The sequence below is a fragment of the Streptomyces panacea genome (genome assembly GCF_040560175.1).
GTDB classification, from domain to species: Bacteria; Actinomycetota; Actinomycetes; order Streptomycetales; family Streptomycetaceae; genus Streptomyces; species Streptomyces panacea.
Genome location: NZ_JARJHW010000203.1, coordinates 1 through 12835, shown reverse-complemented (window position 1 = coordinate 12835; position 12835 = coordinate 1). Strand labels below are relative to the sequence as shown.

Here is a 12835-nt window from a genome sequence, read left to right as displayed (position 1 = left end):
AAGAGACAGCCCCACACCGCCCCATCCCTCCGAACGGGACTGGCGTCCTGGCGTCGACGAGTCGTCGCCCTGGCCCTCGTCGCACTCACCGCGTCGCTGCTCCAGGCCAACATGAGCAGCGCGAGCACCGAGTCCGACTCGGCCGGCGAGGCCGCGTCGGGCACCAAGGGCGCCGCCGTCGTCCGGGTGTCGGAGTTCCTCGCCGAATGCCCCTACAGCCACCGCCTCCCGGACGACCCGATCGTCTTCCCCGGGCTGCCCGGCGCCTCGCACATGCACAGCTTCTTCGGCAACGACACCACCAACGGCCGCTCCGACGTCAACAGCCTGGCGCGGGGTCGCAGCACGTGCTCGCCGAAGGAAGACCTCTCGTCGTACTGGGTCCCGACCATGTACGACGGCACGAAGGAGGTCGAGCCGACCGGCACCACCTTCTACTACCTGGGTGAAGGCGTACGGGACGACATCATCGCCCAGACCCAGCCCCTGCCGTACGGACTGCGGATCGTGGCGGGCAACGCCAAGGCAACCGGCCCCAACGACAACACGCGGGCGCGCTGGTCGTGTCTGCACCACGGCGAGGTCAACCCGTCGACCGACTTCGTCAACTGTCCCGCGGGGGCGATGCTGGAGTCGTATCTGGACTTCCCGCAGTGCTGGAACGGCCGGGATCTCGACTCGGCGGACCACAAGAGCCATATGTCGTACCCGGTGGCGGGCGCCTGCCCGTCGACCCACCCGGTGCCGGTGCCGAAGTTGCGGCAGGTGCTGAGGTATCCGGTCAACGGCGATCCGGCCCGGCTCTCGCTCGCTTCGGGCCGCGGCTACACGATGCACGGCGACTTCTTCAACGTCTGGCCCGTGGCGGAGATGGAGCGGCGGGTACGGGACTGCATCCGTCCCATCATCAAGTGCGGCGCGAACGGAGTGCCTTCCTGACGGACCGGTCCGATCCTGTCCGGGGCCGCACGGTCCCGGACAGGCCCGCGGACACACTCCCGGACAGGTCTCCGGTCCGCCCACCCCACACCCGAGGACTCCCCATGAAGGCGGTACACGCTACGGCGGCGGCACTCGTCGCCCTCCTGGTGGTGACGGGCTGCTCGTCCACCCCGGAGCCGAAGACGGACGCGCCCGCGAGCCCCACTCCCGTCCGCACCGCCTCCGGTGCGACCGACGCCGCGTGGATCCAGCTCATGACCCCCATGAACGAGGGCGCGGTCGAGCTGCTGACGATGGCCGCCGATCGCTCCACCGACCCCCGGCTGCGCAGCTGGGCCAACGACCTGGCCGCCGCACACCGTGCCGAACTCGGCCGTATGCGCCCGCTGTTGAAGCAGCTGGGCCTCCCGGCGACAAACGTCCACGAGGGCCATGAGATGCCCGGCATGGTGACGCCAGGCGATCTCGCCCAGGCGCGCGCCGCCAAGGGCGCGGCGTTCGAGAAGGTCTTCGTCGTACAGATCCGCGAGCACTTGGAGCACTCCGCGCGCGTGTCCCGCTCCGAGATCGACGCGGGCAGCGAGGCGGCGGCCAAGAAGCTCGCCGCCGCGCTGGTCGAGGCGAGGCGGGGCGAACTCGACGGCCTGGAGCGCGTCGCCGCCCAGCCGGACACCGCCCAGGCCGTGTCCGCAGCGCCGCCACCGTCGCCCGGGCAGTCGGCCCCGGCTGCCCGGGGACCCAGTCAGGGCGCCGAGTACCAACCGGTATAAAGGCTGCATGACTGCCGACGCCTCCCCGCCCGCGCGCCCGACCCTGGAGGACGTGGCCGCCGTCGCAGGCGTCTCACGCGCCACCGTGTCCCGGGTGATCAACGGTGCGACGACGGTCGATCCGGCGCTGCGCACGATCGTCGAGGAGGCCATCGCGACCACGCACTACGTGCCCAACCGCGCCGCGCGCTCCCTGGTGACCCGCCGTACCGACTCGATCGCACTGGTCGTCTCCGAGCAGGAACGGCGGCCGGTGGCCGAGCCGTTCGTGGGCCGGATGTTCTCGGACCCGTACTTCGGCCGGGTCGTGGGAGGACTGCTCGACGTACTGCGGCCGGCCGGTGTCCAGATGGTGCTGATGCTGGCGGACGACGCCGCCTCGCGCGAGCAGTTGCTCTCGTATCTGCGCCAGGGCCATGTCGACGGCATCGTCCTGATCTCCTCCCACGCCGGTGATCCGCTCCCCCGGCTGGTCCACGAGACCCGGCTGCCCGCCGTGCTGGCGGGCCGCCCGGGGCAGCCGTCGCCGCTCACGTACGTCGAGGCGGACCAGGCGGCGGGCGCGCGGCTGGCCGCCGGGCATCTGGCGGGGCTGGGGCGGCGCAGGATCGGTACGGTCGCGGGGCCGCAGGACATGCCGGCGGGACAGGAACGGCTCGAAGGGTTCCGGGCGGCGATGGCCACGTACGGCATCGAGGACGTGGCGGTCGCGGAAGGCGACTTCACGCACACGGGCGGCGCTGCGGCGATGCGGCGCCTGCTGGCCGAACACCCGGACCTGGACGGGGTGTTCATCGCCTCCGACCTGATGGCGTCGGGCGCGCTGCCGGTACTGCTCCGGGCAGGCCGACAGGTGCCCCACGAGGTCGCTGTGGTCGGCTTCGACGACAGCAACGCCGCGCTGACCTGTGATCCGGCGCTGACGACGGTACGCCAGCCGGTGGAGGAGATGTCCTCGGAGATGGCCAGGCTGCTGCTGAAGCAGATCGCCGCGCCGGGCGGCGGTCCGCTTCCTTCGATGATCTTCACGCCGACGCTGGTGGTGCGGGAGTCCGCGTGAAGCCGGGCGTTCAGGCGGTACGGCCCTGGCCGTTGCGCTCGTCGTCCTCCTGCGCGGCGGCCTCCTGCGACAGCCGTACGGCCTGGAGGAGGCTCAGTCCCGGCTCGGCCTCCCGGAGCGCCTTCACCGCCGGTACGGAGTCGGCGCGCCCCTTCACCCCCGCCTCCGCGATCTTCCGGCGCGCCCAGCTCCCGCGCAGCTCGGCGTCGGTGGCCTCCCGGACGGTGGCGAGCAGCGCCGCGGCCCGCTCCAGCCCGGGCCGCTCCTCGGGACCGGCGGTCCTCAGCGCCTGGTCCACGGCCTCGGCGACCTGGTCGGCCTCGCGCACGACGAGAACCGTGAATTCCTCTTTTTCCTGCCCGAAAAGCTTCATCTCCGGATCCTGTCTGCCACGCGGCCGCGGTCTCAAGAGAGTTGAGTGAGTTCTGAGGTTCGCACGCGCCGGACGGCCCGGAGCCGATGAGCGGCTCCGGGGCCGTCCGTGCGGGATCGGTTACTTCTTCGGGAGCCAGGTCTCCCACGTCGCCTTGTTCTCCTTGACCCACTTCTCGGCCGCGTCCGGGCCGCTCATCTTGTCCTTCGCGATGGCCTTGGCGACCTCGTTCTGCGCCTCGGTGGTCCACTTGAAGTTCTTGATGAACTCGGCGGCGTCACCGCCGTCCTTCGCGAAGTCCGCGTTGAGGTACTTCTGGAGCGGGGTGTTGGCGTACGCGCAGTCCGTCGCCGTCTCCGGGACGTTGCAGCCCTCCTCGTACGCGGGCAGCTTCACCTCGACCAGGTCGATGTCCGCGTTGAGCCACTGCGGGTCCCACCAGTAGGTGATGAAGGGCTCCTTGTCGCGGTACTTCTGCTGGATCTCCTTGATCTGGGCGGCCTCGTTGCCCGTTTCCTTGATCTTGAGATTCAGCTTGAGGTTCTTGACCAGGTGCTCGTCGTACGTCGTGTACGAGGGGGCCGCGCCGAGGAACTCGCCCATGTCGCCGCTGTTCGCGGAGCTGAAGTCCTTGGTGAACTTGTTGAGCTTCGTCGCGTCCGTGACCTCGGGGTTGGCGTCCGCGTAGTACTTCGGGACGAACCAGCCGATGTGACCGACGACGCCGAGGTCGCCACCCTTGACGATGGTCTTCTTGTCCTCGACGTAGAGCTTCTCCTTCTTCGGCGAGCCGCCCCAGTCCTCAAGGATGGCGTCGGCCTTGCCGTTGTTGAGCGCGTCGAAGGCGACCGGCTCGTCGAGCTGCTGGAGCTCGACCTTGACGTCCAGCTCCTTCTCCATGACCACCTTGGCGACCTCGGCGTTGGCGCGCGCGCCGACCCAGGAGGGGACGGTCAGGGTGATCTCGTCGGACGCCGACTTGGACTCGGTGTCGGCGGCGCACGCGCTGAGCGCGAGCATGCCGAGCGCGCCGACTCCGACGACCAGGGTGGTGCTTATCCGCTTGCTGTGGTTCACGTCGTGTTCTCTCTGTCGCGGTTCAGTTGTGGATTCAGTTGTGGATTCAGTTGTCGGTGCGGGTCTCAGGGGGTGTCCACGGCGTTCACACCAGGGCGCGTTCCTTCGCCGCCGCGCTCGGCTGCGAGATCCGGTCCAGCAGCAGCCCCAGGCACACGATCGCGATACCGGCCGTCATACCGAGCCCGAGGTCGCCCTTGGCCAGGCCCTTCACCACGTCGACGCCGAGCGCGCCGCCGCCGATCATGCCGCCGATGACGACGATGGCCAGGACCAGCACCACGCCCTGGTTGACGGCGAGTTGGAGGGCAGGCCGGGCCAACGGGAGCTGGACCTGGCGCAGTTGCTGCCCCGTACCGGCGCCGAGTGAGCGCGCCGCCTCCAGGGCCGACGGGTCGATCTGCCGGATTCCCTGGGTGGTGATGCGTACGACGGCGGGCAGCGCGTAGACGACGGCCGCGGCGACGGCCGCCGTACGGCCGCCGCTGAACAGCGCGATCACCGGGATCAGATAGATGAACTGCGGCATCGTCTGCATGATGTCGAGCACCGGCCTGATGACCCGCTCGACCCTCTCCACGCGCGCCGCGAGGATGCCGATGGCGAAGCCGAGCAGCAGGGTCACCACGAGCGCGGCGAGGACCTGCGAGAGCGTGTCGAGCGAGCGGTCCCAGAGACCCATCGCGCCGATCGCGGCCAGTGACAGCACCACCGTGACGACGGCCTTCCAGCCGGTCCGCAGCGCCAGCACACCGGCGACGAGGAGCACCGCCCACCAGGGGGTGGCCAGCAGCGCGTCGCGCACCGGGTTGATGACATAGCTCGCGAAGCCTTCGGACCAGGTGAGGGTGCCGCCCAACACCGGTACGCCGGAGCCCAGTTCGCGCTCGATCCAGTCGACGACGGTGTTGACCGGTTCGCTGATCGCGACGGTCCACGCCTCCGGCCACTCCTTGCGGCCGAGTACGCCTCCGAGCACCGCGCCGCCGGCGACGGCCGCGACGATGCCGGACCAGATCTTCCACCACTTCGCGCGGCGCTTCGCGGCGGGGTCCTCAAGCTGTTCGCCGGCCGCCGCGGTGGTGCGGTCCAGCCAGATCGCCAGCAGGACGACGGCGATTCCGGCGGGCAGCGCGAGGCCGACGTCGACGGTGGAGAGCGCCGTGAAGATCTCGTCGCCGAGTCCGCCCGCGCCGATCATCGAGGCGAGGACGACCATCGACAGACACATCATGATCGTCTGGTTGAGGCCGAGGAGCATCTGTTTGCGGGCGAGCGGCAGCCGCGCCGTCACCAGCCGCTGCCAGGAGCTGGCACCGAGCGAGGCGGACGCCTCCAGTGCGGCGGCGTCCGCGCCGCGCAGCCCGAGCGCGGTCAGCCGGGCCATCGGCGGGGCCGCGTAGATCACGGTCGCGACGAAGACCGACGGGATGCCGATGTCGAAGAGCAGCACGAACGGCAGCAGGTACGAGAATGCGGGCAGCACCTGCATGGTGTCGAAGACCGGCCGCAGCACGCGCTGGCAGCGGTCGGACAGTCCGGCCGCGAGCCCGAGCAGCGCCCCGACGAGGGCCGAGACGGTGACGGCGACGATCATCAGCGCCAGCGTCTCCATCGCCGGTTCCCACATGCCGAGCAGCCCGATCACCACGAAGGTGGCGAGCGCGGTGGCGGCGGTGCGCAGCGCGCGGCGGCGCAGGCCGGCGCCGCCGGCGTACCAGGCGATCAGTACGGCGGTCACCGTCACGCCGATGAAGCCGAGGCTCTCCAGCACGCTGAACACGCCGTCGACCGAGCTTTCGGCGGAGTTGCTGATGTGCAGGAGGAAGTAGAGGAAGAGGGGGTGGGTGGTGCGGTTGTCGACGAGCCAGCGGTTGAGGTCGTCGAGCGGCGAGCGTACGTCGACGGTCAGGTCGGCCGGCCAGGCGCCGCTGCCGGTGACCGCGGCGCTGACGATCGCGACGAGGACGGCGGCGATGAGCAGCATCGCGCGGGGGTTGCCGGCGAGGCGGGCCCAGGGGCCGGGGGCGCCGCCGCCGGACGCGTCGATCTTGCCCACACGTACCTCGTCCGCGCCGCCCGCGTCCCCGGGGGCCCGGTCGGTCTTCTCGAACACCGGATTGGGAGCGGCGCTCATACCGCCGCCACCTCCTTGGGTTCCGCTTCGTCGTCCAGCCCCGCGACGACGGCGAGCAGTTCCTCGTAACCGACGACGCCGAGCGTCCGGCCCTTCTCCACGACCCGGCAGGAGGCGCCGCTGCGTGCGACGGCCTCGATCGCGTCGGATACCAGGGTCTCCGGCTGAAGCGCGACACCCGACTCGCCCTCGCCGTCCCGCGCGGGGCGCATGGCGCGGCGTACGGAGATGACCTGCTCGCGCGGGACGTCGCGGACGAAGTCGCGTACGTAGTCGTCGGCCGGGTTGGCGACGATCTCCTCCGGAGTGCCGAGCTGCACGATCCCGCCGTCGCGCATCAGCGCGATGCGGTCGCCGAGGCGCAGCGCCTCGTTCAGGTCGTGCGTGATGAAGACCATCGTGCGGCCCTCCTCGCGGTGCAGCCGGATGACCTCTTCCTGCATGTCGCGGCGGATCAGCGGGTCGAGCGCGCTGAACGGCTCGTCGAACAGCAGGACCTGGGGGTCCACGGCGAGCGCGCGGGCGAGGCCGACGCGCTGCTGCTGGCCGCCGGAGAGCTGGCCGGGACGGCGGTCCTCCAGGCCGGCGAGGCCGACCAGGGTGGCGACCTGGGCCGCCTTGGCGCGCCGCTCGACGCGGCTCATGCCCTGGATCTCCAGGCCGTAGGCGACGTTGTCGAGGACGGAGCGGTGCGGCAGCAGACCGAAGTGCTGGAAGACCATCGCGGCGCGGTGCCTGCGCAGTTCGCGCAGCCGGTTCTTGTCCATGGCGATGACGTCCTCGCCGTCCATGGTCAGTTGGCCGCTCGTCGGCTCGATGAGCCGGGTCAGACAGCGTACGAGGGTCGACTTGCCCGAGCCGGAGAGGCCCATGACGACGAAGACCTCGCCCTTGTGCACGTCGAAGGAGACGTCGCGGACGGCGGCGGTACAGCCGGTGCGTTCCCTCAACTCCTCTGCGGACAGCGCCGCGTACTCCTTGTTGCCCGGTATTCGATCGGCCTTGGGTCCGAAGACCTTCCACAGATCGCGTACGGAGAAGACCGGTTCGGTGGCGGTCATCACGCATCACCTCCCGGTGCGGTTGTGTTGGTTGTCGCGGTGAGCAGTTCGGCGCACTTCTCGCCGACCATCAGGACCCCGATCATCGGATTCACGGCCGGCATGGTGGGGAAGACGGACGCGTCGGCGATTCGGATGCCTGTCAGCCCACGGATGGTCAGATCCGGTCCCACCACGGCCTGTTCGTCGTCCGTGGCACCCATCCGGCAGGTGCCGGCCGGGTGGTAGACCGTATGGGCGCAAGCGCGCGCGTACTCGCTCAGCTCCTCGTCGGAGGTGATGTCCGGGCCCGGACAGACCTCGCGGGTGAGCCAGTTGGCGAGCGGTTCGGCGGCGGCGATCCGCCGGGCGAGCCTGATGCCGTCCACGAGGGTGCGGCCGTCGTAGTCGTCCTCGTCCGTGAAGTACCGGAAATCCAGGGCGGGTTTGACCTCGGGGTCGGCGCTGGTGAGGTAGAGCCGGCCGCGGCTGCGGGGCTTGGGGATGTTGGGCGTCATCGAGACGCCGTGCGGAGGGCGTTCGTACCCCAGGCGCTCGGGGTTGTCCGTGAACGGGATCTGGTAGAAGTGGAACATCAGGTCCGGGCCGTCGGCCTCGGGGTCGCGCCGGACGAAGAGGCCCGCGTCGGAGTCCATCGCCGAGTTCTCGGGGATCGGCCCGTCGGTCTCCCAGACGATGACCGACTCGGGGTGGTCGAGCAGGTTCTCGCCGACGCCCGGCAGGTCGTGCGTGACGGGGATGCCGAGCGCCGTCAGATCGGCGCGCGGACCGATGCCGGAGTGCAGGAGCAGCCGGGGTGTGTCGACAGCTCCGGCGCAGACGATGACTTCACGCCGGGCGCGTACGCGGGACTCCGTACCGTCGGCGGCCCGTACGCGCACGCCGGTCGCGCGGGTGCCGTCCAGCTCCAGCCGGTACGCCCAGGTCTCCAGCAGCAGACGGAGGTTGGGCCGGTCCAGGAACGGGTGCAGATACGCCACCGAGGCGGAGGACCGCTTGTTGTTCTCCGGGTGGTAGGCGAGGTCGAAGAAACCGGCGCCTTCGTGGAAGGGCTTCTTGTTGAAGCCCTCCACGCGCGGGACACCGAGCGCCGCCTGCGCCGCGTCGACGAAGTCGCGGGCGATGGGGTTACGGTCCCGCTCGTCCACCGGCACGATGTTGTTCCGCAGCCGCCCGAAGTACGGCTCCATGGCCGCCGCGTCCCAGCCGTCGGCCCCGGCCGCCGCCCACTCGTCCCAGTCGGACGGCAGGGGCTTGAAGGCGATCAGGGTGTTGTGCGAGGAGCAGCCGCCGAGCACGCGGGCCCGGCTGTGCCGGATGTGGGAGTTGCCGCGCGGCTGTTCGGTGGTCGGGTAGTCGTAGTCCAGCTCGCCGCCGAGCAGCCCCATCCAGCGCCGGAGCGTCAGCACGTCGGGCCGGTCGATGTCGGACGGCCCGCCCTCGATGACGGCGACGGTGACGTCGGGGTCCTCGGTGAGCCGGGAGGCGATCACCGATCCCGCGGTGCCGCCTCCGACGACGACGTAGTCGTATGCGGCGTCGTGTTCGGCCATGGGTGTCGTCTACTCCACTTCCCTGGGGTGATTCAAGGTTCTTGCCCGTCATGACGCGCGAATGAGGCGTAATGAGACCGAGTCGTACGGCGGTTCGGCGCCGACCGGTGCCTGCCCGGTGCCGACCGGTGTCAGCCGGCGAACCAGCGCACCGGCCTCGGCGCGAGGTTCTGGTAGATGTGCTTGGCCTCGCGGTACTCGGCGAGACCGGCGGGCCCCAGCTCGCGCCCGACGCCGGACTTGCCGAAGCCGCCCCACTCGGCCTGTGGCAGGTAGGGGTGGAAGTCGTTGATCCATACGGTGCCGTGCCTCAGCCGTCCCGCGACGCGCCGGGCACGCCCGGGGTCGGCCGTCCAGACACCGCCGGCCAGCCCGTACTCGGTGTCGTTGGCCAGGGCGACGGCCTCGTCCTCCGTACGGAAGGTCTCGACGGTCAGTACGGGACCGAAGACCTCCTCGCGGACGACCCGCATCTCGCGGTGGCACTGGTCGAGGACGGTCGGCTCGTAGAAGTACCCGGTGGCGGGGCGGTGTTCACCGGGCTCGGGCCGCTTGCCGCCGGACCGCAGCACGGCGCCCTCGGCGAGCGCGGACGCGACGTACTCCTCGGTCTTCGCCAACTGCCGCTCGGATACAAGGGGTCCGCACTCGACGCCCTCGCCGGTGCCCCGGCCGAGGCGGATCTTCGCGGCGCGACGGGCGAGTTCGGCGACGAAGCGCTCGCGCAGCGACTCCTCGACGATGAGGCGCGAACCGGCGGAGCAGACCTGGCCGCTGTGGATGAACGCGGCGTTCAGGGCCTGGTCGACGGCGGTGTCGAAACCCTCGTCGGTGGCGCAGGAGTCGGCGAAGACGACGTTCGGGTTCTTCCCGCCGAGCTCCAGCGCGACCTTCTTCACGCCGGGCGCGGCGGCCGCCATCACCTTCGTACCGCTGGCCAGTCCGCCGGTGAACGACACGAGGTCCACGTCGGGGTGGTCGGCCATCCGGGCGCCCACGGGGTCGCCGGCGCCGGTCACCAGATTGGCGACGCCCGGCGGCAGCCCGGCCTCGGTGAGCAGGTCGATCAGCGCGACGGTGCTGAGCGGGGTGATCTCGCTCGGCTTGACCACAAAAGTGTTGCCCGCGGCGAGCGCCGGGGCAATCTTCCAACTCGCCTGGAGAAGCGGATAGTTCCACGGGGTGATGAGCGCGCAGACGCCGACGGGTTCGTGCACGACGACGCTGTGCACGTCCGGGGACCCGGCGTCCACGACCCGGCCGCCGCTCTCGTTGGTGACGAGATCGGCGAAGTAGGCGAAGGCGTCGGCGACACAGTCGACATCGACGCGCCCCTCCTCGACGGTCTTGCCGGCGTCCCGGCTCTCCAGCCCCCCGAGCGCTTCCCGGTCCCGCCGCAGCAGCCCGGCGACCCGCCGCAGCAACGCGGCCCGCTCGGCGGCGGACGTCCGGGGCCAGACCCCCGCTCCCCCGTCGAAGGCCCTGCGCGCGGCGTCAACGGCGGCGTCGACATCCTCGGCCCCGCCCTCGGACACCACCGCGAACGGCATGGCATCGGCGGGGTCGATGATCTCGCGTGTGGCGCCGGAGGCGGCTTCGCGCCACTCTCCGTCCACAAAGATGGTCTGTTGTGCCGACACGTCGCGTTTGGCCTTCCGTTCCCGATATAAACCGTCACCAGCAACAACTGGCGATCTGGGCCCCTGCCCCGGGATGGAGGAAGCATGCGTATTCGATGGCCGAAAGTGTTCAGGGTCACTCGACGGTGGCGGGCTCGACGGTGCGCGGCCCGTCACCCCGGGCAGCACAAGGGCCCCTCGCTGGGGGGCGAGGGGCCCTTGAGTACGGGGTTACGGCGGCTCAGGCCGCCGCGGTGTCGGTCAGACGGCCGACTTGTTGCCGTCGACCAGCGCCGAGCGGCCGAAGATGCTGACCGCCTGGTAGTACGTCCACGCCGTGCCGTCGCACGAGACCTTCGTGGCGCCCGAGTAGCCGGCGCAGACCCGCTTCAGGTCCGAGTAGAACGCGTTGTCCAGCCGGGCCTTGTTGGCGTCGAAGGAACCGGCCGCCTTGTAGTTGCGGTAGCCGAAGTCGTGGCGCGCACAGGACGTCTGGAACGGGAAGCCGAAGGGGTTGTCCGGCGAGGACGAGCAGTAGTCCGTGGACCAGTCGAAGCCGTACGCGGACCAGGAGCCCTGGTTGCCCCGCGCGGAGACCCACGAGTTGTAGCTGGCGGCGCTGGTCTGCGTCCAGTTGCTCAGGACCTGCGGCTTGTCGGCCGGCGCGGCGGCGGCCGAGTTCACCGACATCAGGGTGGCGGGGAGAGCGAGAGCAAGGGCGGCGAGCGGCATGGCCAGACGACGGCGCATTAGGAGAACCTCCGGTGGGGCGACAGGTTGACGCTCCGTGTCCGGTGACACGGAACTTCCCTCAGAGCGAGCGGCGCGGTCGCCGCACGGGTCTACGCGCGATGACCGACGCGGGAATGGTCCCCCAGAAACAGCGCGGTGTAACCATGTCCATGACGAAACAAGTGGAAAACAGGGGGCCAACTCATCGACATAAGCGGCAACTTGGTGTTCGACGGGCACACCCCGGGAGCGGTCCCTGTCGCGCCGGCGGCTCAGCGCGCGTGAATCGCCGCTCCGCGCACGCCGGTTGGCACGAAAAAGCTCCCGGCGGCCGAGTGACGGCTGCCGGGAGCTCCGGTCGTAACTACGTACGCGTACGACCACGTACGCCTGTGCGCAACGGTCAGAGCAGCCCGAGCTCGCGGACCGCGTCGCGCTCCTCGGTCAGCTCCTTCACCGAGGCGTCGATGCGCGCACGGGAGAAGTCGTTGATGTCCAGGCCCTGGACGATCTCGTACACACCGTTCTTCGTGGTCACGGGGAACGAGGAGATGATGCCCTCCGGGACTCCGTACGAGCCGTCCGACGGGATGCCCATGGAGGTCCAGTCGCCCTCGGGGGTGCCGTTGACCCACGTGTGCACGTGGTCGATGGCGGCGTTGGCGGCCGAGGCCGCCGAGGAGGCGCCGCGCGCCTCGATGATCGCCGCGCCGCGCTTGGCGACGGTCGGGATGAAGGTGTCGGCGAGCCACTGCTCGTCGTTGACCGTCTCGGCGGCGTTCTTGCCCGCGATCTCCGCGTGGAAGATGTCCGGGTACTGGGTGGCCGAGTGGTTGCCCCAGATGGTCAGCCGCCTGATGTCGGAGACGGCCGCACCGGTCTTCGCGGCGAGCTGCGAGATCGCGCGGTTGTGGTCGAGGCGGGTCATCGCGGTGAATCGCTCGGCCGGTACGTCGGGGGCCGCGGCCTGCGCGATGAGCGCGTTGGTGTTGGCCGGGTTGCCGACGACGAGGACCTTGATGTCGTCCGCGGCGTTGTCGTTGATGGCCTTGCCCTGCGGCTTGAAGATGCCACCGTTGGCGGAGAGCAGATCGCCGCGCTCCATGCCCTTGGTACGGGGGCGGGCGCCGACGAGCAGCGCGACGTTGGCGCCGGAGAACGCGGCGTTGGCGTCATCGGTGATCTCGATGCCGCGGAGCAGCGGGAAGGCGCAGTCGTCGAGCTCCATGGCGGTGCCCTCGGCGGCCTTCAGCCCCTGCGGGATCTCCAGGAGACGCAGGCTGACCGGCACATCCGCGCCGAGCAGTTGACCGGAGGCGATGCGGAAGAGCAGCGCGTAGCCGATCTGGCCGGCTGCGCCGGTGACGGTGACATTCACGGGAGTGCGGGTCATGGCGGTCTCCGTTAGACAGCGGTGGAACGGCGGGCGGCAGGGGCCCTGCCCCTGGTGCGGGCCATCTCTCCGACGGTGGGTGAATCTTGTCTTGACGTGAAGAGACAACCGCCGGTCA

11 protein-coding genes are annotated in these 12835 nt (G+C 70.3%); 3 read left to right on the top strand and 8 right to left on the bottom strand.

Going from position 1 to position 12835, the window contains the following annotated elements; all coding sequences use genetic code 11:
- The first annotated feature begins 39 nt into the window (after nucleotides 1-39).
- From P3L51_RS31130 to P3L51_RS31120, 3 genes are all read left to right on the top strand, one after another.
- Entirely contained in the window at nucleotides 40-939 is a 900-nt protein-coding gene (locus P3L51_RS31130) for a DUF1996 domain-containing protein (protein ID WP_354608676.1), read from the top strand.
- A 104-nt stretch (nucleotides 940-1043) separates the two neighbouring features.
- Nucleotides 1044-1712 carry a DUF305 domain-containing protein gene (locus P3L51_RS31125; RefSeq protein WP_354608675.1) on the top strand — a complete coding sequence of 223 codons (669 nt, stop codon included), beginning with the start codon at nucleotides 1044-1046 and terminating at the stop codon, nucleotides 1710-1712.
- 7 nt (nucleotides 1713-1719) lie between these two features.
- Entirely contained in the window at nucleotides 1720-2772 is a 1053-nt protein-coding gene (locus P3L51_RS31120) for a LacI family DNA-binding transcriptional regulator (RefSeq protein WP_354608674.1), read from the top strand.
- A gap of 10 nt (nucleotides 2773-2782) precedes the next feature.
- Here P3L51_RS31120 and P3L51_RS31115 read toward each other — a convergent pair whose 3' ends face one another.
- The 8 genes from P3L51_RS31115 to P3L51_RS31080 all read right to left on the bottom strand — a co-directional run bounded on the left by P3L51_RS31115 (nucleotide 2783) and on the right by P3L51_RS31080 (nucleotide 12717).
- Nucleotides 2783-3145, bottom strand: a complete 363-nt coding sequence (locus tag P3L51_RS31115) for a hypothetical protein (RefSeq protein ID WP_354608673.1) — start codon at nucleotides 3143-3145, stop codon at nucleotides 2783-2785.
- Nucleotides 3146-3265: 120 nt separating this feature from the next.
- Nucleotides 3266-4222 carry a glycine betaine ABC transporter substrate-binding protein gene (locus P3L51_RS31110; protein WP_354608672.1) on the bottom strand — a complete coding sequence of 319 codons (957 nt, stop codon included), beginning with the start codon at nucleotides 4220-4222 and terminating at the stop codon, nucleotides 3266-3268.
- An 85-nt stretch (nucleotides 4223-4307) separates the two neighbouring features.
- Complete coding sequence (locus P3L51_RS31105; RefSeq protein WP_354608671.1) at nucleotides 4308-6359, bottom strand: ABC transporter permease; 2052 nt, start codon at nucleotides 6357-6359, stop codon at nucleotides 4308-4310.
- The gene (locus P3L51_RS31100) at nucleotides 6356-7420 is read right to left on the bottom strand and encodes a quaternary amine ABC transporter ATP-binding protein (protein WP_354608670.1); all 1065 of its coding nucleotides are present in this window, start codon (nucleotides 7418-7420) and stop codon (nucleotides 6356-6358) included. Before P3L51_RS31100 ends, P3L51_RS31105 begins: the two co-directional genes overlap by 4 nt.
- Entirely contained in the window at nucleotides 7420-8973 is a 1554-nt protein-coding gene (locus P3L51_RS31095; RefSeq protein ID WP_354608669.1) for a GMC family oxidoreductase, read from the bottom strand. Before P3L51_RS31095 ends, P3L51_RS31100 begins: the two co-directional genes overlap by 1 nt.
- Nucleotides 8974-9104: 131 nt before the next feature.
- Nucleotides 9105-10613, bottom strand: a complete 1509-nt coding sequence (locus P3L51_RS31090; protein WP_354608668.1) for an aldehyde dehydrogenase family protein — start codon at nucleotides 10611-10613, stop codon at nucleotides 9105-9107.
- A gap of 240 nt (nucleotides 10614-10853) precedes the next feature.
- A complete protein-coding gene (locus tag P3L51_RS31085) occupies nucleotides 10854-11342 on the bottom strand; it encodes a phospholipase (protein WP_354608667.1) in 489 nt (162 codons plus the stop codon).
- A gap of 385 nt (nucleotides 11343-11727) precedes the next feature.
- Nucleotides 11728-12717: a malate dehydrogenase gene (locus tag P3L51_RS31080; protein WP_354608666.1), complete on the bottom strand. Its 990-nt coding sequence runs from the start codon at nucleotides 12715-12717 to the stop codon at nucleotides 11728-11730.
- Nucleotides 12718-12835: the final 118 nt, after the last annotated feature.

What these genes read in the sequence shown, in the direction of transcription:
- P3L51_RS31120 (WP_354608674.1), top strand. Translation starts at nt 1,720, where the DNA reads ATGACTGCCGACGCCTCCCCGCCCGCGCGCCCGACCCTGGAGGACGTG.
- P3L51_RS31085 (WP_354608667.1), bottom strand. Translation starts at nt 11,342, where the DNA reads ATGCGCCGTCGTCTGGCCATGCCGCTCGCCGCCCTTGCTCTCGCTCTC.
- P3L51_RS31080 (WP_354608666.1), bottom strand. Translation starts at nt 12,717, where the DNA reads ATGACCCGCACTCCCGTGAATGTCACCGTCACCGGCGCAGCCGGCCAG.
- P3L51_RS31100 (WP_354608670.1), bottom strand. Translation starts at nt 7,420, where the DNA reads ATGACCGCCACCGAACCGGTCTTCTCCGTACGCGATCTGTGGAAGGTC.
- P3L51_RS31095 (WP_354608669.1), bottom strand. Translation starts at nt 8,973, where the DNA reads ATGGCCGAACACGACGCCGCATACGACTACGTCGTCGTCGGAGGCGGC.
- P3L51_RS31115 (WP_354608673.1), bottom strand. Translation starts at nt 3,145, where the DNA reads ATGAAGCTTTTCGGGCAGGAAAAAGAGGAATTCACGGTTCTCGTCGTG.
- P3L51_RS31125 (WP_354608675.1), top strand. Translation starts at nt 1,044, where the DNA reads ATGAAGGCGGTACACGCTACGGCGGCGGCACTCGTCGCCCTCCTGGTG.
- P3L51_RS31105 (WP_354608671.1), bottom strand. Translation starts at nt 6,359, where the DNA reads ATGAGCGCCGCTCCCAATCCGGTGTTCGAGAAGACCGACCGGGCCCCC.